Source organism: Geobacillus sp. FSL K6-3411, from assembly GCF_037965715.1.
Lineage (GTDB): Bacteria > Bacillota > Bacilli > Bacillales > Anoxybacillaceae > Geobacillus > Geobacillus thermodenitrificans.
Map to the genome: position 1 here is coordinate 2,360,177 of NZ_CP150187.1, position 25,824 is coordinate 2,386,000.

At 51.5% G+C, this 25,824-nt stretch carries 25 protein-coding genes, 1 pseudogene and 2 riboswitches; of the genes and pseudogenes, 2 read left to right on the forward strand and 24 right to left on the reverse strand.

The window, feature by feature from the left end; genetic code table 11:
• Positions 1-67 precede the first annotated feature (67 nt).
• Positions 68-267: riboswitch (cobalamin riboswitch) on the reverse strand.
• 305 nt (positions 268-572) lie between these two features.
• The 16 genes and pseudogenes from NSQ22_RS11980 to NSQ22_RS12055 form a co-directional block, all read right to left on the reverse strand.
• Complete coding sequence (locus tag NSQ22_RS11980; protein ID WP_008879680.1) at positions 573-1,187, reverse strand: PH domain-containing protein; 615 nt, start codon at positions 1,185-1,187, stop codon at positions 573-575.
• A 474-nt stretch (positions 1,188-1,661) separates the two neighbouring features.
• On the reverse strand, positions 1,662-2,579 hold the full coding sequence (locus NSQ22_RS11985; RefSeq protein WP_011887716.1) for a PEP phosphonomutase: 918 nt from the start codon (positions 2,577-2,579) through the stop codon (positions 1,662-1,664).
• Between the two features lie 58 nt (positions 2,580-2,637).
• Positions 2,638-4,002, reverse strand: a pseudogene (nagE, locus tag NSQ22_RS11990) (N-acetylglucosamine-specific PTS transporter subunit IIBC).
• A 15-nt stretch (positions 4,003-4,017) separates the two neighbouring features.
• Positions 4,018-4,746 carry a phosphonate metabolism transcriptional regulator PhnF gene (phnF, locus tag NSQ22_RS11995; RefSeq protein ID WP_029761006.1) on the reverse strand — a complete coding sequence of 243 codons (729 nt, stop codon included), beginning with the start codon at positions 4,744-4,746 and terminating at the stop codon, positions 4,018-4,020.
• Positions 4,739-5,503 (reverse strand): glucosamine-6-phosphate deaminase, encoded by a 765-nt coding sequence (gene nagB, locus NSQ22_RS12000; protein WP_078172640.1) that lies wholly within the window; start codon positions 5,501-5,503, stop codon positions 4,739-4,741. The genes phnF and nagB overlap by 8 nt, the downstream gene beginning before the upstream one ends.
• Entirely contained in the window at positions 5,484-6,701 is a 1,218-nt protein-coding gene (gene nagA, locus NSQ22_RS12005; RefSeq protein WP_327054536.1) for an N-acetylglucosamine-6-phosphate deacetylase, read from the reverse strand. The genes nagB and nagA overlap by 20 nt, the downstream gene beginning before the upstream one ends.
• Before the next feature lie 100 nt (positions 6,702-6,801).
• Positions 6,802-8,595 (reverse strand): ATP-binding protein, encoded by a 1,794-nt coding sequence (locus NSQ22_RS12010; protein WP_029761008.1) that lies wholly within the window; start codon positions 8,593-8,595, stop codon positions 6,802-6,804.
• Positions 8,595-9,320 (reverse strand): response regulator transcription factor, encoded by a 726-nt coding sequence (locus tag NSQ22_RS12015; RefSeq protein WP_008879688.1) that lies wholly within the window; start codon positions 9,318-9,320, stop codon positions 8,595-8,597. Before NSQ22_RS12015 ends, NSQ22_RS12010 begins: the two co-directional genes overlap by 1 nt.
• Positions 9,321-9,416: 96 nt before the next feature.
• Positions 9,417-10,604, reverse strand: a complete 1,188-nt coding sequence (gene ccsB, locus NSQ22_RS12020; protein ID WP_011887721.1) for a c-type cytochrome biogenesis protein CcsB — start codon at positions 10,602-10,604, stop codon at positions 9,417-9,419.
• Positions 10,591-12,249 carry a cytochrome c biogenesis protein ResB gene (locus NSQ22_RS12025; protein ID WP_029761010.1) on the reverse strand — a complete coding sequence of 553 codons (1,659 nt, stop codon included), beginning with the start codon at positions 12,247-12,249 and terminating at the stop codon, positions 10,591-10,593. The genes ccsB and NSQ22_RS12025 overlap by 14 nt, the downstream gene beginning before the upstream one ends.
• A gap of 13 nt (positions 12,250-12,262) precedes the next feature.
• Positions 12,263-12,787 (reverse strand): thiol-disulfide oxidoreductase ResA, encoded by a 525-nt coding sequence (locus tag NSQ22_RS12030; RefSeq protein ID WP_008879692.1) that lies wholly within the window; start codon positions 12,785-12,787, stop codon positions 12,263-12,265.
• Positions 12,788-12,936: 149 nt separating this feature from the next.
• Complete coding sequence (locus NSQ22_RS12035; protein WP_008879693.1) at positions 12,937-13,668, reverse strand: pseudouridine synthase; 732 nt, start codon at positions 13,666-13,668, stop codon at positions 12,937-12,939.
• A 184-nt stretch (positions 13,669-13,852) separates the two neighbouring features.
• Entirely contained in the window at positions 13,853-14,386 is a 534-nt protein-coding gene (locus NSQ22_RS12040) for a spore maturation protein (RefSeq protein WP_008879694.1), read from the reverse strand.
• The gene (locus NSQ22_RS12045; RefSeq protein ID WP_008879695.1) at positions 14,386-14,982 is read right to left on the reverse strand and encodes a nucleoside recognition domain-containing protein; all 597 of its coding nucleotides are present in this window, start codon (positions 14,980-14,982) and stop codon (positions 14,386-14,388) included. The genes NSQ22_RS12040 and NSQ22_RS12045 overlap by 1 nt, the downstream gene beginning before the upstream one ends.
• Entirely contained in the window at positions 14,975-16,120 is a 1,146-nt protein-coding gene (locus NSQ22_RS12050; RefSeq protein WP_041264543.1) for a D-alanyl-D-alanine carboxypeptidase family protein, read from the reverse strand. Before NSQ22_RS12050 ends, NSQ22_RS12045 begins: the two co-directional genes overlap by 8 nt.
• Positions 16,121-16,417: 297 nt before the next feature.
• Complete coding sequence (locus tag NSQ22_RS12055) at positions 16,418-17,767, reverse strand: superoxide dismutase (protein WP_099233381.1); 1,350 nt, start codon at positions 17,765-17,767, stop codon at positions 16,418-16,420.
• A 215-nt stretch (positions 17,768-17,982) separates the two neighbouring features.
• Between NSQ22_RS12055 and NSQ22_RS12060 the strand changes: the two genes are divergently transcribed.
• On the forward strand, positions 17,983-18,207 hold the full coding sequence (locus NSQ22_RS12060; RefSeq protein ID WP_011887727.1) for a hypothetical protein: 225 nt from the start codon (positions 17,983-17,985) through the stop codon (positions 18,205-18,207).
• A gap of 432 nt (positions 18,208-18,639) precedes the next feature.
• On the opposite strand, the gene NSQ22_RS12065 is transcribed toward NSQ22_RS12060, so the two are convergent.
• The 3 genes from NSQ22_RS12065 to NSQ22_RS12075 form a co-directional block, all read right to left on the reverse strand.
• Complete coding sequence (locus tag NSQ22_RS12065) at positions 18,640-19,038, reverse strand: hypothetical protein (RefSeq protein WP_029761016.1); 399 nt, start codon at positions 19,036-19,038, stop codon at positions 18,640-18,642.
• A gap of 46 nt (positions 19,039-19,084) precedes the next feature.
• Positions 19,085-19,714 carry an SMC-Scp complex subunit ScpB gene (gene scpB, locus NSQ22_RS12070; protein WP_008879699.1) on the reverse strand — a complete coding sequence of 210 codons (630 nt, stop codon included), beginning with the start codon at positions 19,712-19,714 and terminating at the stop codon, positions 19,085-19,087.
• A 231-nt stretch (positions 19,715-19,945) separates the two neighbouring features.
• Positions 19,946-20,731, reverse strand: coding sequence for a segregation/condensation protein A (locus NSQ22_RS12075; RefSeq protein ID WP_008879700.1), 786 nt, complete (start codon positions 20,729-20,731; stop codon positions 19,946-19,948).
• A 236-nt stretch (positions 20,732-20,967) separates the two neighbouring features.
• Between NSQ22_RS12075 and NSQ22_RS12080 the strand changes: the two genes are divergently transcribed.
• The gene (locus NSQ22_RS12080) at positions 20,968-21,480 is read left to right on the forward strand and encodes a DUF309 domain-containing protein (RefSeq protein ID WP_008879701.1); all 513 of its coding nucleotides are present in this window, start codon (positions 20,968-20,970) and stop codon (positions 21,478-21,480) included.
• 55 nt (positions 21,481-21,535) lie between these two features.
• On the opposite strand, the gene NSQ22_RS12085 is transcribed toward NSQ22_RS12080, so the two are convergent.
• The 5 genes from NSQ22_RS12085 to ribD form a co-directional block, all read right to left on the reverse strand.
• Complete coding sequence (locus tag NSQ22_RS12085; RefSeq protein ID WP_008879702.1) at positions 21,536-21,886, reverse strand: GNAT family N-acetyltransferase; 351 nt, start codon at positions 21,884-21,886, stop codon at positions 21,536-21,538.
• Positions 21,887-22,006: 120 nt separating this feature from the next.
• Positions 22,007-22,471 (reverse strand): 6,7-dimethyl-8-ribityllumazine synthase, encoded by a 465-nt coding sequence (ribE, locus tag NSQ22_RS12090; protein WP_011887731.1) that lies wholly within the window; start codon positions 22,469-22,471, stop codon positions 22,007-22,009.
• A 17-nt stretch (positions 22,472-22,488) separates the two neighbouring features.
• Entirely contained in the window at positions 22,489-23,682 is a 1,194-nt protein-coding gene (locus NSQ22_RS12095; RefSeq protein ID WP_008879704.1) for a bifunctional 3,4-dihydroxy-2-butanone-4-phosphate synthase/GTP cyclohydrolase II, read from the reverse strand.
• Positions 23,683-23,705: 23 nt separating this feature from the next.
• A complete protein-coding gene (gene ribE, locus NSQ22_RS12100) occupies positions 23,706-24,350 on the reverse strand; it encodes a riboflavin synthase (protein ID WP_011887733.1) in 645 nt (214 codons plus the stop codon).
• Entirely contained in the window at positions 24,350-25,450 is a 1,101-nt protein-coding gene (ribD, locus tag NSQ22_RS12105) for a bifunctional diaminohydroxyphosphoribosylaminopyrimidine deaminase/5-amino-6-(5-phosphoribosylamino)uracil reductase RibD (RefSeq protein WP_008879706.1), read from the reverse strand. Before ribD ends, ribE (NSQ22_RS12100) begins: the two co-directional genes overlap by 1 nt.
• Positions 25,451-25,671: 221 nt before the next feature.
• Positions 25,672-25,804: riboswitch (FMN riboswitch) on the reverse strand.
• Positions 25,805-25,824: the final 20 nt, after the last annotated feature.

The window sequence follows — 25,824 nt, forward strand, 5'->3', positions numbered from 1 at the left end:
AACAGACCGCCAATGGGCACAACCATGCCCTGTACGACTGTTTCCGCGTCTCACCCCCCGAAGATTCGGAAACTGCGGCAAGCAAGGCAGGTCTACTGGCTCATGCTTCATCCTACTCTGAAGCCTTCCCGTACGGAAAACAGCGCAAGCCATCTATCCGTACAGTGGCGATTTCATTTCGTCCGCATTGACAGTTGCGGGGACAGCTCCGGATTCCCACCGGATTCCCTATTAAGCCTTTTCGGCACCTTGCTGCGAGTTGATGAATTTGTCGGATATGGACATTTTTTATATTAAAGCAAGGTTTAACATTTGACAACTATGAATTTATGGTGGCTGACGGCAGGCTATCAGCGGCCCTCTCCCCCAGACGGCTCAGCTTCCTTCACCATGTTTCACGCGGAATACAGCACCCGTTCATCGTATTCAATGCCCGCAATTTATCTAGGCACATCACGCACCACCAACAGAGGGTGCGTTAATCGAAATGAACTTCGTCATATTTTGAAAAAAAATAAGGAAAGGTGCCCCTTCTCCGGAGCGCGCCCTTTCCTTGTACAAAATTTATCTCATCACTGTTGAATATATTTGTCAAACACAAACCCGAAATCTTTCACTGTATAGTTCTTTTTCGCTTCAGTAAGCCATTGAAACGCATACTCATTGATCGCCTTAAAATCGGCCGCAACGTTGGTGCCGTCGCCACGCATGTTGGCAAACAGGTTGGCCGCAAGCTCCATACTGCGCTGGGCATAGTCGAATTTCGTTTCGTTTTCCTCACAAATCGTGGCAATGGCCAATAGCGATTTATACAAATCTTTCAATTCCTCGATATGTTTTTTATGAACATCGATCGAGTAGGAGTGCGATCCGATTTTAAATTTGATTTCCGCATCCAAATCGACCGTCCCAGCCGTCTCGAGCGACACATCGGAAATCGGATATTTATAGTAATCATAGCGGCGCAGCGTCCGCTTTTTGCTTGTGGCGCTCGTGCCGTCTAGATGAATGAGTGCAAGGTTGGTGAAACAATACTCATCTGATTTGGATTTAATAAGAAAGTAAATTTTTTCTCCGTCTTCATGCATCACATAATCATCAGCATCGACTTTGTCGTAATCTTTCGGTTGAATGACCGAGCCGATGTCGCTCAGCCCAAGCACATCAGCGGCGACTTTTCCAAACATCCCGATTCTCCTCTCCGGTTTTCCTAGTTTTCAATTGACACCTCTGTTTCCGCATGCTGCACATTGTCTTGCCAAATGAGAGCTGGATGGACGTGTGCGCGGCTTTCCGCCATCGTCAGACAAACAAAAGATAGCTATCGTCTAATGCCTTCCATCTAATATTACGTGCACAAAGGAGAAAAGTTTCATTCCCGTAAAAAACAATCACCCACAACTTAGCACTCGTAAATGCGGAAAGGGGCGATCACGCCATAAAGGCCTCTCTCCGCATGCCAACAGCCGTTTCCGTTGATCACCCAAAACGGAGTGAACCGACGGTTTCGTCCTCAACTGCTCGGCAGCCGTCACATTTTCCTTGCCATCCGCAACACTTTTTGCTTGTTTTAGTCTTCAAAAAAGAGGCTGTATCGGCCTCTCTCCTTACTTCCGTTCAGCGGGAACAGAAAAACCTTCTTTGTTGAGAATAAACAATTGTTATCTCAAGGGCGATCTTGCCATGCGAATGTACGTATGGCGTTTGCCGCGAATAGCGATGGAATATGCCATAATGTTCTCTGGAACGGCGATGCCATGATAGCCAGCGTCGCCGATATGGTGCATATCCGCTCCGGCCATTTTGCTCGCAAGCGCGATTTGGCGAATCGTATGCTCATCCGCTCCTTCCTGACTTGTGCCAATCGTCAGCATGACAAGCGCTCCATGTTCATGCGCCACCCGAACAAGCTTCTCCGTTTTGTCTAATGTTACCCCTGGCACGGTTCCTGGAGCTGGCATCAAAACGATGTCAGCGCCAGCGCGAATAAATCGCACCACCACTTTTTCCGATACGATACCGCTTCCCGCTTCGTCGGCAACGCCTGCTGCGTGCATTTTCCCGGCAATAATTAGAGCGTCTTCGCCTAAAACAGCCCGCGCCGTTTCGATGGCTTTCACAATCTCATCATTCGTCACGCCTGTTTTCGGGTTTCCGGTCAGACAAATAAAGTCAACTCCTAACCGCTTCGCTTGTTGCAGTGACTCTGCCGTTGCCATTCTCCCTTTTGGCAATGACGCCAACGCCTCGAGCTGCTTCGCGTTCGGGTCAACAGGTTCCAAATTGACGCCAACCGGGCGCCCTGTCAACTGTTTTAACCGCTCCACCATATGATCGGGCTCATTCACGTCCAAACCGTTCACAACTGGACGGAACACATCGAACCAATTCAATAACAGCAAATCCGCCCCAAACGCCGCCGCCAGTTCGGCGTTGGTGATCGCTGGATAAAGCGGCGCAAATTCTCCGATGACTTCGGCAACGATCACTCTACCTTCTGACGCCTGAATCGCTTGTTTCAACTGCTTCCCTTCCATCTTGCGGAAATCGGAGGCGCTGCAATCTAACAATCGTTTCATAAGCGCTCTTCCTTCCTAACGTTCGCATACAAGAACGATCTGTCCATTTCACTTTTGATTATTTTCTCATCGCATTGGCTAAAAATTCGACATCCGTGCCAATGATCACTTGCAAATCCGTTTGGTTGAGACGAAGCACCCCTTTCGCCCCTAAGCGCTTCAATTCAGCTTCGTTGACTTTTGACATGTCTTTTACTTTTAAGCGCAAGCGTGTGACACAATTATCAATTTGTGTGAGGTTTTCTTTTCCTCCCAATGCCTCTATATATTTTACCGCTAGCTCTTCATATTTTACGCCCGACTGCGCCGCTTTGCTGTCGGTAAACTCTCCCCTCTACGTCATCTTCACGTCCCGGCGTTTTTAAATTGAGCTTCGTAATCAGGAAATAGAAAACAACGAAATAGATCACAGCATAGATGAGTCCTTGAACAATTAATAAATACGGTTTTTGTGCAATTCCATAGTTTAAGAAAAAGTCAATCGCACCGGCCGAGAACGTAAACCCGTGATGAATATCAAATGCCGTCGCCACCGCCAGCGATAAGCCGGTTAACACGGCATGAACGACATACAAGAGCGGCGATAAAAACATAAACAAAAATTCGATCGGCTCTGTAATACCGGTTAAAAACGATGTCAACGCTACGCCAAGGAGCGCACCGGCAATCGCTTTGCGCCGTTCCTTCTTCGCCGCGATGATCATCGCCAATGCCGCCGCCGGGAGACCGAACATCATGACCGGGAAGAAGCCAGCCATAAAAATCCCTGCATCCGGGTCACCGGCAAAAAATCGGCTTAAATCACCGGTTTTACCGTCATACTCACCAAACACAAACCAGACGAAACTGTTTAACACATGGTGCAGCCCAACAGGAATGAGCAACCGGTTTAAGAACCCAAAAATCCCAACGCCAACAGCCCCGGCGCCCACGATCCAATGACCGATCGCATTAATGCCGTCTTGAATCGGCGGCCAAATGTATCCGAAAACGAGAGCAAGCACGATCATAACAAGCGATGTTACGATCGGCACAAACCGCCGGCCACCGAAAAAACCGAGCCAGTCCGGCAACTTGATATCATGATAACGATTGTATAAAAGCCCGGCGATCACCCCGGAGATGATACCGCCTAATACAGACATATTGATGTCTTCATCAATCGCGGCTGCGCCTTTCGTCAAAACAAAATAGCCGATCGCCCCAGCGAGCGCGGCAGCACCATTGCCATCTTTTAAAAGCCGATGGCGACACCAATGGCGAAAATCAACGCCAAGTTGGAAAACACCGCATCACCCGCAGCAGCGATAAATGGAATATCTAATAAGTCGTCTTGACCAAGCCGGAGCAACAGTCCAGCCGCCGGCAAAACGGCAATCGGCAGCATAAACGCCTTTCCTAGACGCTGTAAAAATCCTAACATAAACATTCCCCCTTTTTATTTTCTTCGTTCCATTTCAACGATGAATTTGTATCGGTCACCGCGATACACTGATTTCACAACTTCCAGTGGCCGTCCGTCGGTAAGGTATGTGCGGCGTTCGAGCAACAGCACCGGAGCTCCTTCTTTCACTTGCAAGTGTTCGGCTTCCAGCTTACGGGCGACGGACGCTTCAATCACTTGAACGGCAGTGCCGATGGCTAATCCAACTTCCTTTTCCATAAATTCATACACGGAACCGTTTACAATCTCGCGCGTCAAATGAGGCGCCAATGCGCACGGAATATAGAGCGTCTCGAGCGCCATCGGCGAGCCGTCGGCTAAGCGGAGACGGCGAATTTCGTAAAGGGCGTCCCCTTCCTTAACAGCGAGCCATTCGGCCAGTTTCTTTGAAGCCGGCACCGTTTCAAAGCCAAGAACAACGGTGTCCGGCTCCATGCCACGCGCCCGCATATCTTCGGAAAAGCTCGTCAGTCCTTTAAGCGGCTGCTCAATTTTTTTCGCTGCGACAAACGTACCTTTTCCACGCCGGCGAACAAGGTAGCCGTCGTTGACCAAATTGTTGACCGCCTGCCGAACGGTCATCCGGCTAATATCGTACATTTCCGCCAACTCACGCTCAGACGGAATCATCTCCCCTGGCTGCCACTCTCCTTTTTCAATTTTCTCCTTCATATATTGCTCAAGCTGGTAATAAATTGGAACAGGAGATTGTTTATCAATCACGGGATTCCACCTGCCGCTGTTCGTTTGGAATAAGTGACAGCGCCTCTTGGTCGGCGATGATCGTGACATCCGGATGGAGATGAAGCGCCGAAGCCGGCAGCTCAGGTGAAACGATCCCTTCGAACAGCCGGGCGAGCGCCGAAGCTTTTTCCGCTCCTGATGCGAGCAACACGATGCGTCGGCTTCGTAAAATGGTCGCGATCCCCATCGTAATGGCGTGGTGCGGCACGTCATCCAATGACGGGAAAAAGCGAGCGTTCGCCTCACGCGTTGATGCGGCAAGCTCAACGACATGGGTCATCGACGAAAACGGGGTCCCTGGCTCGTTAAAGCCGATATGGCCGTTGCGCCCGATGCCTAAGAGCTGTAAATCAACGCCTCCTAGCCCTTCAATCAGCTGCTCATAGCGGCGGCACTCCTCACCTAAATCAGCGGCCAAGCCGTCCGGCACGTGCGTCTCGTCAAGCGGAATGTCCAGATTCGAAAACAAATGCTCATTCATATAATAGCGATAGCTGTTCGGATGATCCGGACCAAGCCCGACATACTCATCCAAATTGACCGTGCGCACAAACTGGTACGATGTTCCGTGCTGCCGATGGTCGGCAACGAGTTCACGGTACACACCGAGCACCGTCGAACCGGTTGCTAACCCGAGAACGGCATTCGGTTTTTCTTTAACTTGTTGGATGATCATTCTCGCTGCTTGGCGACTCATATCTGCATAGTCCATAGCCTCAATGACTTTCATGACCATCCCTCCCTGCCCCTTGTGGTTCGCTTTGTTGACAGTAAGCAAGTGCGCCGCGGCAAAACGTCATCGCCACCTTGTATTGTTCATCAAGCACGACAACATCGGCGTCTTTCCCCGGACGCAAACTCCCCTTTCGATCAAGGACGCGAAGCTGTTTCGCCGGATTCCAGCTCGCCATACGGATCACTTCTTCAAGGGTGCAGCCAGTGCAATCGAGTACACGGCGAAGAGCATCAGCAAGCTTTAACACGCTTCCTGCCAGCGTGCCGTCGGCAAGACGCGCCTCTCCACCGCGAACAGTCACCTCCTGGCCACCGAGATCGTATTGCCCATCGCCGAGACATTTAGCGCGCATAGCGTCAGTGATTAAGATGAGCCCATCACTCCTTTTGTTCCGGTAAGCAAAACGAACCATCGGCGGCGCAACGTGCAGCCCATCAGCAATCAATTCGCACATCACTTCATCATGCATGAGCACCGCACCAGCAACCCCCGGTTCACGGTGGTGAATGCCGCGCATCCCGTTAAATAAGTGGGTGGCATGCGTCACCCCCGCAGCGACCGCCGCTTTCACCTCCTCGTAAACAGCGTCGGAATGGCCGATCGAGGCGACGACCCCCGTTTTCTTTAAATAAGCGATAAGATCAAGCCCCCCGTCCCGCTCTGGAGCGAGCGTCACAAGGCGGATATTGCCGCCGGCAACTTCTTGCCAACGCTGAAACAGTGAAATGTCCGGGTCAGCGAGGTGGCGTGGGTGCTGTGCCCCAGCGCGCTTCGGCGACAAAAACGGCCCTTCCAAATGAACACCGAGCACTTCAGCCGCCCCAGGATCGTTCTCCCGCTCCATATAACGCGCTACATTCACAAGTGCTGCTTCGATTTGTTCACTCGGCGCCGTCATGGTCGTCGCTAGGAAGCTTGTTGTTCCTTCCGCCGGTAAAGCGTTGGCCATCGCCTGGATCGCCACTGGCGTCGCATCCATCACATCAGCTCCGGCTGCCCCATGAATATGAACATCAATAAATCCGGGCACGATAGCAAATCGCGAGGACAGTTCGATCACTTCCGCCCCGGCATCGGCCGGGCATAACGACATCGGACCGACATCGGCCACTTTCTCTCCTTCGATCAACACATATCCTTGGTCAATTTTCCCTGTTTCTGCATACACGACAGCGTTTTTTAACAGCCACCGTTTCATGTCGATCCCTCTCTTTCTATCACAATCATAACATCATATATTCTAGTTGTCTATACCACTAAACCAAAAAAGAGGCGGCCATCCGCCTCCTTTCACGACGTTACATCTCTTTTGGGCCGTGAGCCGGCAAATAAAATGAAAACGTCGTTCCTTCGTTCAGTTTGCTATGGACGGTAATGCGCCCTTTATGCGTTTCCACGATGTTTTTGGCGATAGCCAAGCCGAGTCCGGTGCCCGAACGGCCGCGCGTCCGCGCTTTATCAGCTTTATAAAACCGTTCAAACACAAACGGCAAATCTTCCTCCGGAATGCCGGAGCCCGAGTCTTGGACGTGGATGGTCACGCCGTCGCCGCTTCGCTCGATAATTAGACGGACCGTACCGCCCGCTTCCGTATGGCGAATGGCATTATCGATTAAGTTGGTTAACACTTGCTCGATCCGGTCTGGATCGAATGCGATTTCGATGTTCTCGTCGCGAAACTCGGCTGTCAGCTCGATCTGCTTTTCTTTCGCCAGCCCGTAAAACTTGCGGATCACCCGTTCCACGTAAGGGACGAGCTCCACTTGCTCATATTGCAGCTCGATATGGCCAGCCTCCATACGCGCGAGATCAAGCAAATCGTTAACAAGGCGGCCCATGCGCAGCGACTCGTCATAAATGACTTTTGCCATCTCTTTCTTCTCTTCCTCACTCGCAGCAATATCATCGATAATCGCCTCGCTGTATCCTTGCAACATAGCAATCGGCGTACGCAGTTCGTGCGAGACGTTGGCGATAAAATCTTTGCGCAGCTTATCAAGCCTCCGCTCCTCAGTCATGTCACGCAAAACAGCGACCGCACCACGCACCATCGTTTTGCCGTATAACGGCGTCATTAAAATGACCCATGTCCGCCCTTGTATCGTCACCTCGGTGGATTGCTCCTTTTCCTCCCGGACGACGCGAGCGAACAGCTCTTTCACTTGCGGCGGCAGCGGCGCCATCGTTTCCGCATCATTTCCTTGTTCGAAATACCATGCCTGTAAAAACCGCTCCGCCGGCGGGTTCGTAATTAATATTTCCCCCTCACGGCTAAATGTAATGACGCCGTCGGCCATGCTGCTTAAAATGCTGGCCAGTTGTTCTTTTTCCTGGTTTAATGCGTTAATGTTAAATTGAAGCCGCCGTCCCATTTGGTTAAACGCCATCGCCAGCCCGCCGATTTCATCATTCGTTAAAATCGGCACTTTAGTGTCAAAATGGCCGCGCGCCACTTCAAACGCGGCTTGGCGCATCTTCCTGAGCGGAGCGGTAATGCGCGTCGACAAGAAAAAGGCAAAAAACGTCGTCATCACAATGGCGATAAAGGCGGCGAGAAAAATGAGCTCTTTTGTATGTTCGGTTGCATCAGCGATCGCCTCGAGCGACTGGTAAATGAAAACGGCACCGCGGCTGCCGTCCGGCATCGACATCGGCACGCCGACGATGATCATATCGTGCTGCGGCTTTCCATTTTGTTCCCACTCCGTCGCATACAGACGCTTTTTCACCGTTTCTTGGTCAGTCAGCACGCGGCGCAAGTCTGAGTCTTCACGGATGGACGACAGTGGCATGTCTTTCAAGTCTGCCTCGCCAGGCGAATACCAATAATGCGACTCATCGGCGACAATGATCGCTTTTGAACGATTGTCGACAAGCGTCCAAGCAATCGAACGGGCAAGCTGCTCGTCACGATAATCGTGCATCACCTCTGCTACTTTCGTCGCCAGACGGGTTAAATCGTTTTCCGCTTCTTGTACATAGTACTCCTCGAAAAATTTAATAAGCAAAATGGTTAAAATAAACAACACGCATGAGACGAGCAGCAAAATGGTAAACCATAGTTTCCCAACGACACTGCGAAACAGCCACATCATTCGCTCACTGCCTCAAACTTGTAGCCGACGCCCCAAACGGTGACGATCATTTTTCCGGCTTGCGGCGACGCCTTATTGAGCTTTTCGCGCAACCGCTTAATATGAGTGTCGACGGTGCGCAAATCGCCAAAAAACTCGTAATGCCATACTTCTTTTAGCAGCTGCTCACGATCAAACACTTTATCTGGCGAGCGCGCTAAAAAGAGAAGCAACTCGTATTCTTTCGGCGTCAAGCTCACTTCTTTTCCATCGACCGTCACCCGATGGGCATCATTGTCAATCGTTAAGTGTGGAAACACCAACACATCTTTCGTCGTCGTCTCCACCGGTGCGTAGGTGGCATTCGCCGCACGGCGCAACAATGCTTTAACGCGCAAGACGACTTCGCGTGGACTGAACGGCTTGACGATGTAATCATCGGTGCCAACTTCAAACCCTTGAACGCGGTTCGATTCTTCTCCTTTCGCCGTCAGCATAATAATCGGTGTCGTTTTGTGCTCGCGAATTTCTTTGCACACCTCAATTCCATCTTTGCCCGGCAGCATTAAATCGAGCAAAATGACGTCATAGTCGTTCGCCAGCGCTTTCTCAAGCGCTACATTGCCGTCGCCAGCTTCATCGATCACATAGTTTTCCCGCTCTAAATACATTTTCAACAGCCGGCGAATCCGTTCTTCATCATCGACAACTAAAATGTGGATTGGTTTTTCTTGTTTTTCCATGTCAAACACCCTTCCTCACAAGATGGAAACAATCCCCACTTTCTAGTTTACTGAAAAAACGGATGCTCGCCAATAGAGCATCCGTTTGCCTTGCGATCAGGTCCCGGCGTACGAGTGCAGCCCGGCGATGACAAGGTTAACCGCCACTAAGTTAAACATGATAATAGCAAAACCGATGACGGCCAGCCACGCGGACTTTTCTCCATGCCAACCTTTTGAAAGCCGGAGATGCAAAAAGGCGGCGTAAAACAACCATGTGATGAGCGCCCACACTTCTTTCGGATCCCAACCCCAAAAGCGTGTCCACGCGATTTGCGCCCAAATCATAGCGAAAATGAGCGCCCCGAGTGTAAACACCGGAAATCCGATCGCTACGGCCCGATAGCCAATTTCGTCGGCCAAATCCAAATTGACGTTTTTCACAAGCGGCTGCAACGCCGCTGCAATACGTTTACGCAATACGAGGCGGAGCGCGATGTACAACACCGCCCCAGCCATCAGTGACCAAATGACGGTGTTCAACTTTTTTGCGTTAATGATCGCCGGCATCTCGACAAGCGGATCCAACCGGTCAGCACTTTCTTTGGCAAGCTCCCCCTTATGCGGTCCGACGAGCGCTGGCATATGATACTCAACTTCCGATGATTGGTTGTTTTTGTCAATCCACGTAAATTTCGCCTCATATCCGGAAAGCCCAAACGCCGTTGAAACGATGACAAAGCCGAGTGTCGTCACTAAGCCAAACATGACGACTTCAAGCCAAAACGTACGCTTGGACGGTTTCGACTGATCAACAACCCGGATTAAATAAATGAGCCCAGCGACAAAGCTGATGGCCAAAATCGCCTCCCCCGCCGCTGCGGTCGTGACGTGAATGTGCAGCCAATCGCTTTGCAAAGCGGGAATCAGCGGCGAGATTTCGCGCGGAAACATACTCGCATAGGCGATAATAAGCAACGCAATCGGAAGCGCAAACAATCCAAGCACGCTCAACCGATAAATGAAATACACGATAATGAAAGCACCAACAAGCATCATGCCAAAAAACGTCGTAAACTCAAACAAATTGCTCACCGGAGCGTGCCCAGCGGCAATCCAGCGCGTCACAAAATAGCCGACTTGGGCAAGAAAGCCAATGATCGTCACGGCAATGCCAAACTGTGACCAGCGGTCTTTTCCTTGCTGCTCCTTCCGCTTATCGCGAATGGCGCCGCCAAAAAGAAACGTGCCGATTAAATATAAAACAAACGAAATATATAGCAATGTGCTGCTAAGCTGTACCATGCGCTTGTCCTCCCTGTCCGGCTTGTTTTCTTTCTTCGAGCCGATCGGCCGGCATCGTTAAGCCGGTGCCATCGAGCAGGCGATGCAGCTCCTTTTTTAAGCCGAACCAGTTTTTGTTCGTATGTGCGGCAATCCATAACTCGCCATTCACTCGTTGCACCCAAATACGGCGATGGTTCCAATACATTCCTTGAACCAACCCGAACATGAAAATCGCGCCACCCACTCCTAAAATCCAAAGCGTGAAATCGCGGCGGACGGTCAAACCAGAGACGTTGCGCGTTTCAAGTTCTGCAAACGCCATTTTATATTTGTTATCGCCAAACGGTTCAAGCGTTTGTTGAATGGCGACGAAACTGACCTCCCCTTCCGGTCGGTCAGGTGCATACATTTTAAAGACGAATGCCGGATTATTCGGCACGCGTGATTTCGTCGACGGATTCCCATCTTCATCAAATTCAAAGTCAGGAAAATAGCTTAATAGCTCAACACGGTATCCGTTCCCAAGATTGTATGTTTCTTTTGGGTCATACAAGTCGATCGCTACCGTGCCCAACGTTTTTCCCGACTGCTTATCCGTCAGCTGGAACGACATCGTTTTCGGCTCGTTCAGCCGAAAATCAACTTGATAAAGCGCGTAATGGTCGAACTTCAGCGGTTCGTTGACGCGAATCGGATATTCTTTCACTTTTTCCAGTTCCGGTTTGGCACCGGCGACCGTTGGGCCGACGCGCTTATACAAGACGACATTCGTCTGATAGTTTTCTGCGATCATTCCATCGCCGACACGGTCGATGGCAGCGTTAAACACTTCATTATCTTCGCCTTTTTTGTACGTATCAAAAATAAACTTTTCGCTTTTTAAAAAATATTGACCGTTAGTTCCGGGGATTTCTTTCGTTTCCCCTTCGCGAACCCACATCACTTCATCAATGTACATGCCCGGCACTGAGCGGAGCATCGCCCCGATTAAGAAAATGATCAGGCCGACATGATTCACATACGGCCCCCAGCGGGAAAAGCGCCCTTTTTCGGCCAACAGATGACCGTCTTCTTCCCGGACGCGGTAGCGCTGCTTAGCCAGCCGCTCTTTTAACAGAGCAACCGCTTGGTCCATATCACTAATGCGCGAGACGCCAAACAGCCGTTGCCGCTCCAAAAAGTGTGGATGTCGTTTCACTCCTTGCCGTTTCAAGGCGCGGTAAAGCGGCACGACGCGGTCTAAGCTGCAAATGACGAGTGAAACGCCGATCAAGGCGATGAGCAAAATGTACCACCATGAGCCGTACAAATTGTTAAAACCGAGCTCGTAATATAGTTTTCCCGCCCAGCCATACTGCTCTTCGTAATAATCAGCCGGATTAACGTTTGGCGGAATATACATTTCTTGCGGAAAAATGGTGCCGATCACCGAAGCGATGAGCGTGATGACGATGAGCGCCACCCCGACTTTGACCGACGAGAAAAACGCCCAAATTTGATCGACAATCGTTCGTTTGTATGTTTGTGACCGGCGCGCGCTTCCTTCGTAGCGCATATCTAAAAGCGATTTTTCTCCCTGTTCCTCAAGCGGCTTACCGCACGATTCGCAAAACACCGTGCCGTGCGGGTTAACGTGGCCGCATTCACATTTCACTTGTTCCATGGCGCAAAACTCCTCACGGTTTAATGCTTTCTAGATGCTGCTTAATATCTTCTTTTGTCATTGTGCCGGTAATGATTTTTTTCACTTTACCGTTTTTGTCAATCAAAAACGTCGTCGGCAGCGGCCCGACGCCATATGCGTTCAACACTTGATCTTGGCGGTCGATGACGATTGGAAACGTTAATCCGAACCGTTCTGCAAACTTTTCGACGTTTAGCTTCGGCTCACCGACATTGACAGCTAAAATTTCGACTCCTTGCTTTTGATAAATCGGGTACAACTCGTTCATGTACGGCATTTCCCGTTCGCACGGTTTGCACCACGTTCCCCAAAAGTTTAAAAAGACGCCTTTGCCTCGATAGTCTGAGAGGCGATGTTCACGCCCTTCAAGGTCAGACAGCACAAAATCGGGCGCTGTTGAACCGACAGCGACCGCCGTTTTCTCAGTGAAAAAGTTGGCGTAAATCGTATAACCGAGTGCGGCCAACAGCAAGAGCAAAATGACTGTTCTCATCACTAAGCGCTGTTGTTTTTTCATCGCTCAAACTCCTTCAGTTTCTCACTCCCCTTACGGTCGATGCCGTAGGGGGTCTACGTGACAGTTCATAATCTTCCATTTTCCATTATAGCAAAGTCTATTTTTACCCTATCCATGAGGATATGAACGTTGTGTGACAAAGTTTGTCACTATTTCTTTCCCCCGGATTGGGCCATCGTCCGCAACAGCTTCACTTCATGCGGTGACAGTTCACGATATTCGCCGGGGCGAAGCCCTTTTAAATCAAGAAACGCATACCGTTCCCGCTTCAGCTTCAGCACTTCACAGCCGATCGCCTCAAACATGCGGCGCACTTGCCGATTCCGTCCTTCATGAATGCTAATCTCGACAATCGCTGTCCGCTTTTTCCGATCAGCTGAGAGCAGCTTCACTTTTGCTGGCGCCGTTATGCCGTCTTCCAACAGCACCCCTTTCTCAAGCTGTTTCAGCTGCTCGCGTGTCGGGATGCCTTTCACTTTAGCGACGTACACCTTCTCAATCTCATAGCGCGGATGCATCAGCAAATTAGCAAAATCGCCGTCATTCGTCAACAAGAGCAGACCGGACGTATCGTAGTCAAGCCGTCCGATCGGGTAAATGCGCTGGTGGATGTCTTTAAAAAAGTCGGTCACCACTTTGCGCCCCTTCTCATCTTTAACGCTCGAGATGACGCCGCGCGGCTTGTAAAGCAAATAATAGACCGGCTCCTCGCGCTCGACCGGAATGCCGTCAACTTCCACATCGTCACGCGGTCCGACTTTGACACCAAGTTCGGTGACGACGCGGCCATTGACCTTCACCCGCCCTTGCAAAATCATTTCTTCCGCCTTGCGCCTTGACGCAATACCGGCGCGGGCAATCACTTTTTGTAACCGTTCCATTTCCTTCTCACCTCTTTCATCATCTTACCCTTTCCGTTCGACAGATACAAGCATGTCGCTTTTATTTTTATCATCCCAAACTGAGAATCCTCGCTTCCAAGCGTGAACACAGATGCGAGAGCGTTCGACAAGATCAGTAGCTCCTTCTCTCCCGGTTGGCAGGAAAACAAAAAAATGAGCGCTGTCAGCGCCCAAATACAAACAAGACGATGAAAAAGGAGACAATAAAGCTAAGAATGTCCGCCAAAATGCCGACTTTTAACGCGTCACCCATTTTTTTGACGCCGACGGCGCCAAAATAGACGGTAAGCACATAAAGCGTCGTCTCGGTGCTGCCTTGGATAGTCGAAGCGAGGCGCCCGATAAACGAGTCAGGGCCGTACGTGGCAATTAAATCGGTCGTCATGCCGAGTGCCGCCGTTCCAGAAATGGTGCGAATCGCGGCAAGCGGAACGACTTCAGCCGGCAATCCAATCGCCTCAACGAGCGGCTTGATCACCTCCATGAGCGCCTCAAGTGCTCCCGACGCACGAAAAATGGCGACCGACACTAACATGCCGACTAAATACGGAATGAGCGAAAACGCAATTTCAATCCCTTCTTTGCCCCCCTCGACAAACGCCTCATATGTAGGCACTTTTTTCGCCGTGCCATAGAGCAAAATAAAGGCGATGAGCCCCGGAATAAGCCAAACTGAAAGAAGTTGGACGATAGCCATTATGGCTTCCTGCCTTTCCGCGTTCGTTTCCAATAATAATACCGATCAATCAACACCGCCCCGATCGTCGAAATCGTTGAAGCGACGACCGTCGTGCCGATAATTTCGCCTGGTGATGCTGAACCGTACGTCATGCGAATCGAAATGACGGTCGCCGGAATAAGCGTAATGCTTGACGTATTAATGGCTAAAAACGTCACCATTGACCGGCTTGCTTCGTCGCCACCGCCGTTGAGTTGCTTCAGCTGCTCCATCGCTTTAATCCCCATCGGCGTCGCCGCATTGCCAAGACCGAACATATTGGCGACCATGTTTGAGACGATATAGCCGAGCGCCGGATGGCCGGGCGGCACTTCCGGGAACAGGCGACGCACAAGCGGCATAAACAGGCGCGCGACTTTATGAAGCAAACCGGCCTGCTCAGCGATGGCCATCAGTCCGAGCCAAAACACTAAAATGCTGATCATACCGATGCTGATCGTCACCGCTTCTTTGGCGCTTTCGAACACCGCCTTATTCACTTCCTCCATCGTGCCATTGGCCGCAGCAAAGACGATACCGATAAGCGCCATCATCACCCAAATGAGGTTAACCATCGCTTCTCACACCTAAAAATCGAAATGCTTGCGAAAAGAGCCCCCGGCTGCGTTCGTCCTTCTCCGGCTCATAGAAAAGCGGCACCGCATCGACCGCCTGTTTGCGCAAATAAAGCACCGCTTTCCCGACTGCCGTCGGAGCGCGGTTTGGGTTTTCCTTCCATTCATCGCGCGGCTTCAGCAAATACACTTTCACCCGCAGCTCTCCCATCTCCTTTTCAGTCACCGGATATCGCAAATCGCGGGCTGCCTGCAACCGCCCCTTGTAAAACGGGTCGGAAATTCTCTTCACGATGCGCTTGCCGCTGACTTTGGCAATACGGTAGTTGGAAAAGCCATACTCATACATGGCGATATGATCGTTCCAGTCATCCGAAGCGTCCAATGTCACAGCGACCAAATCAATCCCGTCTTTCGACGCTGTCGTCACAAGTGTGCGGTGTGCCCGTTTCGTATAGCCGGTTTTGCCGCCGGTGCAATATTCATAAAGGCTTGTCAGCAACTTATTTTTATTCCGCCATACACGCGCTCCGTCTTCGCCCGGCGGGGCAGGGGCGCGGTATACTTTCGTTCCGGAAATGCGGCGAAACTCTTTATTTTTCATTGCATATTGCATCAACAACGCCATGTCGTAAGCGGTCGAATAATGGCTTTCCGCATCGTCCAAGCCGTGCGGATTGGCAAATTCCGTATCGCGCATCCCGATCTCGGCCGCCTTTTCGTTCATTAAAAACACAAACCCCTCGACACTGCCGCCGACATGTTCGGCGATGGCGACTGCGGCGTCATTGCCGGAACGAAGCATCAGTCCGTATACAAGATCGCGCAGTTTCATTTTCTCCCCTTGGCGTAAGTAAATCGATGACCCCTCCGTCCGGACGGCGCGGGCACTAACTGTCACCGTATCATCAAGCTTCCCGGACTCAATCGCCAAAATGGCGGTCATAATTTTCGTAATGCTGGCGATGCGCCGTTTTGTATGAGCATCTTTAGCAAACAAAATCCGTCCGGAATGTTGCTCTATTAAAATCGCGCTTTTTGCGCTCACCCCGTTCATGGCGTGCAGCTTTCCTGGAAGACATGACATGATCCCTGCAGTGAGCGCAATGAGCCAAACGAGTCGCTTCCACCTCTTCATCCGATATCGGCGAGGATCCCCCTCCTTCCGTAAGCAGGGAGGAATCGCCTGTTCCTCCTTTCCAATTAGGCTGAAATGAGCGCAACAGAGGGAACATCGCGACGGAAACAGGCTGGACATGGAGGCCATGCTTTGTACAAGTGTATGCGTCGATCGGACAAATATGATGAAAAATATGGCTACAGAAGCTAGCATAGGCCCCCTATCAATTGCATTATGTTTTCAGCGAAACCTCTCTAGGCAAGGGAGGCGGCTTTTGCCCGCTCAAAAAAAACAGGCGGGGAGACCCCTGCCTGTTTAAAATGGTTGCCAACGCAGCTTTCGTGCCTCGGCGAAGCGCGCTTCGACATTGCGCCAGTTGACGACGTTCCACCAATGTTCGATATACGCTCCCCGATCGTTTTTATATTGCAAGTAGTACGCATGCTCCCACACATCAAGCACAAGAAGTGGAATCGTATCCCATTGCGTCATGAGCTGGTGCTTTTCCGTCTGCAAAATTTCAAGCCGATGAGCCCGCGGCACCCAAACGAGCAACGCCCAGCCAACCCCTTCGACGCTTTTCGCCGCTTCGGTAAAGTGGCGTCGGAATGCAGCAAAGCTGCCGAAGTCGCGTTCAATTTGCGCCCGCAGCTCCCCGCGCGGCTCGCCGCCGCCTTGCGGATGCATGTTATGCCAAAAAATTGTATGCAAATAGTGGCCTGAACCGTTGAACGCCGCCTCTCGCTCCCAATGTTTCAGCAGTTCAAAATTGTTCGTACGGCGCGCCTCTGCCATCATGCGCTCCGCCTTGTTCAGACCGTCGACATAGCTTTGATGATGCTTCGTATGATGGAGACGCATAATTTCTTCGGAAATATGGGGCTCAAGCGCGTCATAGCTGTACGGCAGCGGCGGCAGCACATGCTTGCCAGGCGAAACCGCCCGTTGCCGCTCACCATCGGTCACACCTTCCTCCGTCAGCCGCTCCTTATCTGTCATGTCTGCATTGTGCCGCCATTCTTCGTCCATCGTATCTCCCTCATGCAGCTGTTCGCCATCAGGAGAATCCGTTGATGAGGCTATGAACGGCTCCGCCCGTTCAGCTGCAACGACCGGCTCTTGTTCGCTATCCCCCTTGTGTTCGCCTGACCGTTCAGTTCCCTCGCTCATTTGCTCTCCGTTGCCGCCTTCCTGTTCAGGCAAAGCCGAGACTTCTTCCTGCCGCGTCAAGTCTTCCTCCTGCCCGTCGGATAACGGTTCGACAAGGCGGATGGCTCGAGCGTACACGTCGTCGACAAGGAGTTGCAGTTCATGAATTTCTTCCTCCGTCCACTCGTCGCCGTGTTCTTCAATGCGCGCCAATAAAGAAGAAAGCCCGATATCCTCCGCTGCTCCGCGCATGGATAGAGCGTGTTCTACTTGTTTCCCCCACTCAGCCGCTTCGATGGCATAGTGACGAAGCGCAGCAGCGTACACGTCATCAACAAGGCGCGTGAGCTCACGGACTGCCTCTTCCGTCCACTCCCCGTCATGTTCGGCGATAAACTGCAACAGTGTAGAAGCGCCATCAATGCTTGCCCCGCGCAGTTCCAGCACCTGCTTGACTTGTTCTCCCCATTCGTTCACTTCAGCCGCATACTGGGCAAACAACGTTTGGTCGTCCATTTGGTAAAAACCTCCTCCTGCGCTTTTTTCGCCATATCGTATGCCAGCCTAGGAAAATCGTTCTTGTCCGCATTCACCTAAATTCCCAGCCGCACATACATATAGGAGCGAGGCGCCCAACACGTGTAAAATCGCCGCATTCCTTCACGGGGAGCATTCTGCAAAAAACGAACGGTTGGACCACTTGAGCAAAAAGCGCTTGTTGAACTCCGCTTTTGAATGCAACATTCTTAGCGGCCATTGCCGGTTCATTGTTGAAGCGTTCGCTGAAATGCGCCAAGTGGAAACCGCCACGTGTCCATCCGATCCGCCGCGACTTGCTTTGGCTGCTTGGCGCTGCCGACCCCGCCGAGGCCATTCATAATCGGCTCGACCATTCTGAAAAGCAGCTGAAGTCGCAAAATCGCACGTTTACGAAAAAAACGGGAAGCCACATTTAGTGAAAAGCAATGAAAATGGCCAGCTGCTTGCAGACCAACCTTTACAAGGTTTTATCGCTTCCTTCCTCAAATCGAGTTGGAAATGGCTGTTTTCCAAAGCTTTTTGCACGTGCTTGAGGGAAATGGAATGAAACCGTAAAGTGCTCGATGTGCTGTCTCCCATAGCCGACCATATGGCGCACACGGAATGTTACGATTTACAAAAGCTAACGGAGACAATCGGACAAGTGAAGCCGCCGGCGTGCAATCCAATGAAGACGCGAACGGAATAAACGCCATGAGAAAAAGCGGTTCGTCCAACGGAACCGCTTTAACGGTCGTGCCCGGTAGATGGCGAACAACACCTGTGGACCGCTCTAAAACGGTCTTGTTGAGCGATGCCAGTTTCCTGCCGACATGTAAAAAACGCTATACCTTATGGACGTTTTCTTGTTACGATGGCAACGGAAGGCGGCAAGCACCATTGGCCGCCCATTCGCTAACTACCGATTGCAACATCTTTCCGTCAATAGCAGCGAAATAGCGGCGCAATTCCTCCTCATCATGAATATAGACGCGGCGGCGCTGCCGATAGGCCGGGTTTTGCCATAAACAGACGAGGGCAACGATGTCGCGCAAATGAATGTCACGCCCAGCAACCGTAAATAGCGGGTCGCCTTCATACGGCAGCAGGTCGAATAGCGCCGCCTCAAAGTAGCGCAAATACAAAACAGACAGTGTTCGCTCTTCACCCCCGTCACGATAGGTGACTTCCGAGCGGTTAAAATAGTCTTCAAACGTGTTGGAACGTGATTTTTGCAGCTCTTCACCGTACAAGCGGCAAACGTCCATGAGCGCACCCCTTCCCGATCAGCCGTTTTTTCTTTAGTTTACCATATTACGGCTTCTCGTCGCTCAAATTTTCTGCCAATTTCTCAAAAAACAAATCTGCTTCCCGTTCGAGCTCGCCATCATCCGCCCACTCCGGCAATGGAGGTAGCTCCTCGAGTGTTTTTAGCCCGAAATAGTCAAGAAATTCCGCCGTCGTGCCGTACAAAATCGGCCGCCCAGTTCCTTCGGCGCGCCCGACCTCTTTAATGAGCGCCCGAGCCATCAGCGTTTGCAGCGGCTTGTCGCTTTTCACACCGCGAATTTCCTCGATTTCCGCACGCGTAATCGGCTGACGATAAGCGATGATGGCCAACGTCTCAAGCGCCGCCTGCGACAGTGATGACGCTCCAGGTGCCTCAACGAGCTTTTTTAAATACGAAGCATGCTCTTTTTTTGTTGCCAGCAAAAACACACCCGCCAGCTCCATAAGCTGAATGCCGCGTTCTTCCCGGCTATAATCTTCTTGCAGCGCTGCGATTACCGCTTTCGCCTCCGATTCATCGACATCGAGTACGGCAGCGATTTGAGCGAGCGACAGCCCCTCATCACCAGCAGCAAACAGCAACGCTTCAACGATCGCCTTCGCTGGACGTGCTGAGCTGGCATCATCTTTTTTTACTGTTTCCTGTTGTTCCATCGCGCTTTGCCGCACCAAGCGTTTCTAGCTGGCGCAACCGTTCCTCCTTTCTATCCGTTTCCACCGGCCGCCGGAGCAGCATCGTTCCCCACAACGTCGCGCACCGCCCACCAGATATCCGAAACGGGACATGCGGCGTGCCCTTTACCCAGTTAGCGACGCAACCGGCTCATCACTGCAAAAGGAAAGCGGCTCGCCGCTGCGAACCGCTGCAGCCAAACCGGCGCTGCTTTAGACGGCCGGATGTTTGGCCGCAATAAACAAATCGCTGAAATTTCGCTCTTGTTCAATGATAATTTCATTTTGCTTCATCAATTCCAAAATCGCTAAAAAGGTGACAACAATATACGAACGGTCATAAGAAGGAAATAGCTCATAAAAGTTTTTCCGCTCGTTCGTTTGCCTTAGCTCATGCAAAATTTCCGCCATCCGCTTTTCAACAGAAATGTCTTGGCGAGTGATTTTCGTCCGCATCGGTTTTTGCAGCTTTTTGCGGCGCAACAGTTTCGACAAGGCGCCCAACATATCGTATACGTTGACGTCAAGCGGCGCTGCCTTTTTTTCATCGGCATAGGCACTTAAATCGCTCGGCGGCTTTGTAAATAAAAGCGCCCGCTCTTCTTCACGCCGTTTCAGCTCGCGCGCCGCTTCTTTAAACTTTTTATATTCAAGCAGCCGCTGCATCAACTCTTCGCGCGGATCATCCACCTCGTCAAACTCCATGTCGCCGTCGTCCTCTTCCTCCGGCGCCGGCAACAGCATTTTACTTTTTATGGCCAACAAGGTGGCCGCCATGACCAAGTACTCACTGGCAATATCGAGCTCGAGCTCCTGCATGGCGTGAATGTACGCCATATACTGTTCTGTAATTTGCGCTACCGGAATATCGTAAATATCAATCTCATAGCGATTAATTAAATGCAAAAGCAAATCAAGCGGTCCTTCAAACGCTTCAATTTTCACACTGTATGGCAATTGCACATCCATCCCACCATTTTTTCCACAGCCATCGTCCATGCGTCCCGTCCTCGGTTGCGGTACATTTATTGTACCATAATCAAGCGATGAAGCGAACGGAAACCGGCTGCTTTTTGTCCTCAGAACCACCGCGGCGTATAATGAAGAAGAAGTCCCTCCCCTTCACCGCGACAACCGTTGCCGTCAGACAGAAGGAAGGATAGCAGTCTCCACTTCGCACCGCCGGCAAGGCTGCTTTCCAACCGGTTAGGCCTTTACGAAAGGAACGATGGTCGATGTATCCGAAAGCATATATTGATTATTTAGTTCATTTCCATGGGGACCGTGACTATTTCGAATGCCATGAAGTTTTAGAAGAACAATGGAAACGAGACGGCCGAAAAATAGAATGGCTTGTACTCATCCAAATTGCGGTCGCCTTCTACCATTACCGACGCAACAACACCTCAGGAGCACTGCGGCTTATGAAACGGGCGCGTGTGCTGCTTGAAGAAGCGCGCGGGATGATCCGCCGGCTCGGCCTCGATGATCGAGCGCTCGCTGCCTTGCTTGATGAGACGGCTAGGCGCATCGCCCAAGGTAAGCCATACGAAAGCATCGAACTGCCGATCGCTGACCGCTCACTCTATGCGCAATGCCGAGCCGCCTGCGCCGCCCGACAGCTCGTTTGGGGACAGGCAAGCGATACCACTGATATTGACCTCGTCGACAAACACCGGCGGCGCGACCGCACCGATGTCATCGCCGCCCGCGAACAAAAAAAGCGGGCCAGAGCGGAGGGGAAGTAACCTCCCCCCTCCGCCGCCCGCAAAAGCACGGCGCCGTGCCGATTTTCTTATTCAGCTAGCATGTTTGACATTTATCGAAAAATGAGGCAGTCCACTCATTGGCGCACAACCGACGGTCAGGATACGTCTCTTTTAACGCCTTGACCATCTGTTTTCCAATCCCTTGGTGGCGGTGTGACGGGTTGACGCTAATGTGCTGGATTTGCACAACATCGGGAGCACGCAGCAGGACGCCGATAATGCCGACGATGTCATCCCCTTCTTTCCATAAAAACAGTTGCCAATCGTTGTCGGTTTCGTATTGTTTGATCGTCTGCTGCAGCCGTTTCAAATCTTTTTCCATCGGCATAAACGACAACAGCCCCATGGCAATTTTTTCATAGTTTTTTCGGTAACGGATTAACATAAAAATCCCTCATTATCGACAAGCGCTTTTCCGAAATGGAAAAGTTTTTGTCATTTTCTCTATACGTATTATAAACATTCTCACCGATATTGTGAACCATTTCATGCCTTTTTACACAAATTACGCAAGCCCCCGTAAAACGTTCGCCATTTCGATCGCGGAAACAGCCGCCTCCCATCCTTTATTGCCCGCTTTTGTGCCGGCCCGCTCGATCGCCTGCTCGATCGTATCGGTTGTCAAAACGCCGAAAATAACCGGGACGCCGCTTGTAAGCGCGGCATGGGAGACGCCTTTGGCTGCCTCGCTGCACACGTAGTCAAAATGGCTCGTCGCACCGCGAATGACGGCGCCAAGCGTAATGATAGCGTCAAATTGCTTTGATTCAGCCATTTTTTTCGCCACAAGCGGAATTTCAAACGCCCCCGGCACCCATGTGACGGTGATATCGTTGTCGCTGACGCCATGGCGCGTCAACCCGTCGATTGCACCAGATAAGAGCTTGCTCGTAATAAATTCGTTAAAGCGCGAGACGACGATGCCAATTTTCAACCCGGTGCCGACTAAATTTCCTTCGATGACGTTCATGTTTCTTTCCCCTTTCATTAAAAATGAAGCATATGTCCTAATTTTTCATATTTCGTGCGCAAATATTTTTCGTTTTCCTTCGTCGGTGGCATTTGAAGCGGCACCCGTTCGACGACTTCGAGCCCATGCCCTTTTAAACCCGCGATTTTGCGCGGATTATTCGTTAACAGGCGCATTTTCGTCACGCCAAGATCTTTTAAAATTTGCGCCCCGATGCCATAGTCGCGCAAATCGGCCGGAAAGCCGAGTTTTTCGTTCGCCTCAACGGTATCATACCCTTGCTCCTGCAGCTTGTAGGCGCGCAGTTTGTTCATGAGACCAATGCCGCGCCCTTCTTGGCGCATGTAAAGCAGCACCCCGTTTCCTTCCGCTTCAATTTGCCGCAACGCCGCATGCAACTGCGGACCGCAATCACACCGGTACGAACCGAACACATCACCGGTTAAACATTCGGAATGGACGCGCACGAGTATCGCTTTGCCCGGAACGATCTCACCTTTCACAAGCGCGACATGCTCTTTTCCGTCAAGAATGTTCGTATAGCCGATAGCACGAAACTCACCGAACTCAGTCGGCAGCGAAATTTCCACTTCGCGTTTCACGAGTTTTTCTCTTTGACTTCGGTACGCGATTAAATCTTTAATCGTAATCATTTTTAGTCCGAACTGATCGGCAATGTGCCGTAAATCAGGAACACGCGCCATCGTCCCGTCTTCTTTAATAATCTCACAGATGACGCCAGCCGGCTTCGCCCCGCATAAGCGGGCCAAATCGACTGCCGCCTCCGTATGGCCAGCACGTCGCAAGACACCGCCTTTTTTAGCAATCAATGGAAAAATATGCCCTGGCCGTTTGAAATCGCTCGCTTTTACGTTCGGATCAAGCAGCGCCTGAATGGTCGCTGCTCGCTCGTAAGCACTGATTCCCGTCGTCGTTGTTTTGTAGTCGACGCTTACCGTAAACGCCGTGCCATGCGCATCGGTGTTATGGGCGACCATCGGCTCAAGCTCGAGACGCGCCGCCAATTCTTCTGTAATCGGGACGCAGACGAGCCCGCGGCCATGCGTAATCATAAAATTAATGACATCCGGTGTCGCTTTTTCAGCCAGCGCGACAAAATCCCCCTCATTTTCCCGGTCTTCGTCATCGCAAACGATGATCACTTCTCCGTTTTTCAGTGCGGCCAACGCCGCTTCAATCGTATCAAACATGGCCACTTGCCCCCTTTTCTCGCTTATTTATAGCCGTGTTGCTCCAAAAATTCCATTGTCAATCCCGAAGGCGTCGTTTCCTTTCCTGCGAGAAAGGCAGCGACGTATTTGCCGATCATATCACATTCAATATTGACAAAGTCGCCAGGCCGTTTTTCGCCTAAAATCGTCGCCGCCCGCGTATGCGGGATGAGCGAAACGGTGAACGTGCGCTCGCTCAAGCCGAAAATCGTCAAGCTTGTCCCATCGACGGCTACCGACCCTTTCTCAATCATATACGAACGCAGCGGGGCCGGCACTTCGATTTCATAATAGACAGCGTTCGCTTTCGGCCATTGCCGGACAATGCGTCCGACGCCATCGACGTGTCCGGTAACGAAATGCCCGCCAAACCGCCCGCCAGCCGCCATCGCTCGCTCCAAGTTCACCTTTGTCCCCGGCTTGAGTGTACGCAACGCTGTTGCCTTCACTGTTTCCGGCATGACATCGACCGTAAACTGCCGATCCGTAAATGAAGTAACGGTCAAGCAGACACCGTTAACGGCGATGCTATCACCGAGCTGGACGTCTTCAAGCACCCGCTTGGCGCCAATCGTCATCACAATGGCGCTGCCTGTTTGCCTCATTTGTTCAACCGTGCCGATCTCTTCAATAATACCGGTGAACATCACGACTCCTCCTTCTTGATCGGTTTAGCGACGATCTTGATATCCGGACCGATTTTCTCAATCTGCCGGATGTCAAGCTCCATCGCTTCAGCGAGACGCGAGAAACCGAGACCGCCGACCGGCGTCGGCGCTTCGCGGCCGCCGATTAGTTTCGGAGCCATATAGGCAACGACTTCATTGACCATCCCGGAGCGAAGGAAGCTGTCATGAATTCGCGAGCCTCCCTCAACAAACAATGACGTGATACGCTGCTCACCAAGCAGGCGGAGCACCTCGCGCACATCAATGTGTGCGCTTGTCATCGGCACGATGCGCACCCCAAGGCGCTCATACATCTTCGCTTTTTCCCGGCTGACACCGCTGCCAGTGATGATCCACGTTTCTGCTTCCTTGTCGACGACAACATGGGCGTCGAGCGGTGTATGCAAGTTGGTATCCAAAATGACCCGAAGGGGGTTTTTCCGCTGTTGCCCAATGCGGACCGTCAGCTTCGGGTTATCCGCCATCACGGTGTTAACGCCAACTAAAATAGCGTCATGTTGCGCACGGAGACGATGAACATCCTCACGCGCTGCACTGGATGTGATCCATTTGCTCTCCCCTGTCGCCGTGGCGATTTTGCCGTCGAGGCTGCACGCATATTTGATCGTTACAAACGGCGTTTTCGTCGCAATATAATGGAAAAACATGCGGTTTAACTCATCCGCTTCTTCTTTTAATATTCCAACCTCCACGTCAATGCCCGCCCGACGCAGCTTATTAATTCCTTTCCCAGCAACAAGCGGATTCGGATCGGTCGTCGCAACGACGACACGGCGGACGCCGGCTTCAATGAGCAAATCAGCGCATGGTGGCGTTTTGCCATAATGGCTGCATGGCTCAAGCGTCACATATACCGTTGCCCCGCGCGCCTTTTCACCGGCCATGCGGATCGCATGCACCTCGGCGTGCGGCTCTCCTGCTTTTAAGTGGGCGCCAATTCCGACAATCGTACCGTCGTTGACGACGACGGCACCGACAGCAGGATTGGGGGACGTTTGCCCAACTCCGGCCTTGGCTACATCAAGCGCTAACCGCATGTAATGTTCATCATTGTACACGGTATCCACCTTTTTCCTACAAAATAAAAACCCCGGAAATATTCCGGGGCTCTAAGACGTGAGAGAATGGGTCAGGATGCGCATAACGACAAACAAGAACACTTGTTCGCTAAACAAGGTTATTCCTGTCGTGCGAAACCGAAAACCGTCGCCATACCGAGACGGACGACAGACGCCGCCCGCGCTGATACAGCCCGGCTCAAAACAGTCATGCGCACATCTTCATCCTTCTCCCATCCAGACTATACTGTCGGCTCCGGAATCGCACCGGATCGTGCCTATACGGCTCGCGGGCTGAGAGGCTTCGGCCTCATCACCGCCGGTCGGGAATTTCACCCTGCCCCGAAGGATGTACAGCTATATCATGATATTCC

What these genes read in the sequence shown, in the direction of transcription:
- ribE (WP_011887731.1), bottom strand. Translation starts at nt 22,471, where the DNA reads ATGAACGTCATCGAAGGAAATTTAGTCGGCACCGGGTTGAAAATTGGC.
- NSQ22_RS12040 (WP_008879694.1), bottom strand. Translation starts at nt 14,386, where the DNA reads ATGGCTATCGTCCAACTTCTTTCAGTTTGGCTTATTCCGGGGCTCATC.
- ribE (WP_011887733.1), bottom strand. Translation starts at nt 24,350, where the DNA reads ATGTTCACCGGTATTATTGAAGAGATCGGCACGGTTGAACAAATGAGG.
- NSQ22_RS12065 (WP_029761016.1), bottom strand. Translation starts at nt 19,038, where the DNA reads ATGGACGTTTGCCGCTTGTACGGTGAAGAGCTGCAAAAATCACGTTCC.
- ccsB (WP_011887721.1), bottom strand. Translation starts at nt 10,604, where the DNA reads ATGGTACAGCTTAGCAGCACATTGCTATATATTTCGTTTGTTTTATAT.
- NSQ22_RS12045 (WP_008879695.1), bottom strand. Translation starts at nt 14,982, where the DNA reads ATGGTTAACCTCATTTGGGTGATGATGGCGCTTATCGGTATCGTCTTT.
- NSQ22_RS11980 (WP_008879680.1), bottom strand. Translation starts at nt 1,187, where the DNA reads ATGTTTGGAAAAGTCGCCGCTGATGTGCTTGGGCTGAGCGACATCGGC.
- NSQ22_RS12055 (WP_099233381.1), bottom strand. Translation starts at nt 17,767, where the DNA reads ATGGACGACCAAACGTTGTTTGCCCAGTATGCGGCTGAAGTGAACGAA.
- NSQ22_RS12010 (WP_029761008.1), bottom strand. Translation starts at nt 8,595, where the DNA reads ATGTGGCTGTTTCGCAGTGTCGTTGGGAAACTATGGTTTACCATTTTG.
- NSQ22_RS12030 (WP_008879692.1), bottom strand. Translation starts at nt 12,787, where the DNA reads ATGAAAAAACAACAGCGCTTAGTGATGAGAACAGTCATTTTGCTCTTG.
- NSQ22_RS12095 (WP_008879704.1), bottom strand. Translation starts at nt 23,682, where the DNA reads ATGTTTGATACGATTGAAGCGGCGTTGGCCGCACTGAAAAACGGAGAA.
- NSQ22_RS12025 (WP_029761010.1), bottom strand. Translation starts at nt 12,249, where the DNA reads ATGGAACAAGTGAAATGTGAATGCGGCCACGTTAACCCGCACGGCACG.
- NSQ22_RS12080 (WP_008879701.1), top strand. Translation starts at nt 20,968, where the DNA reads ATGTATCCGAAAGCATATATTGATTATTTAGTTCATTTCCATGGGGAC.
- scpB (WP_008879699.1), bottom strand. Translation starts at nt 19,714, where the DNA reads ATGGAACAACAGGAAACAGTAAAAAAAGATGATGCCAGCTCAGCACGT.
- nagA (WP_327054536.1), bottom strand. Translation starts at nt 6,701, where the DNA reads ATGAAACGGTGGCTGTTAAAAAACGCTGTCGTGTATGCAGAAACAGGG.
- nagB (WP_078172640.1), bottom strand. Translation starts at nt 5,503, where the DNA reads ATGGTCATGAAAGTCATTGAGGCTATGGACTATGCAGATATGAGTCGC.
- NSQ22_RS12085 (WP_008879702.1), bottom strand. Translation starts at nt 21,886, where the DNA reads ATGTTAATCCGTTACCGAAAAAACTATGAAAAAATTGCCATGGGGCTG.
- NSQ22_RS12075 (WP_008879700.1), bottom strand. Translation starts at nt 20,731, where the DNA reads ATGGACGATGGCTGTGGAAAAAATGGTGGGATGGATGTGCAATTGCCA.
- NSQ22_RS12015 (WP_008879688.1), bottom strand. Translation starts at nt 9,320, where the DNA reads ATGGAAAAACAAGAAAAACCAATCCACATTTTAGTTGTCGATGATGAA.
- NSQ22_RS11985 (WP_011887716.1), bottom strand. Translation starts at nt 2,579, where the DNA reads ATGAAACGATTGTTAGATTGCAGCGCCTCCGATTTCCGCAAGATGGAA.
- NSQ22_RS12035 (WP_008879693.1), bottom strand. Translation starts at nt 13,668, where the DNA reads ATGGAACGGTTACAAAAAGTGATTGCCCGCGCCGGTATTGCGTCAAGG.
- NSQ22_RS12050 (WP_041264543.1), bottom strand. Translation starts at nt 16,120, where the DNA reads ATGAAGAGGTGGAAGCGACTCGTTTGGCTCATTGCGCTCACTGCAGGG.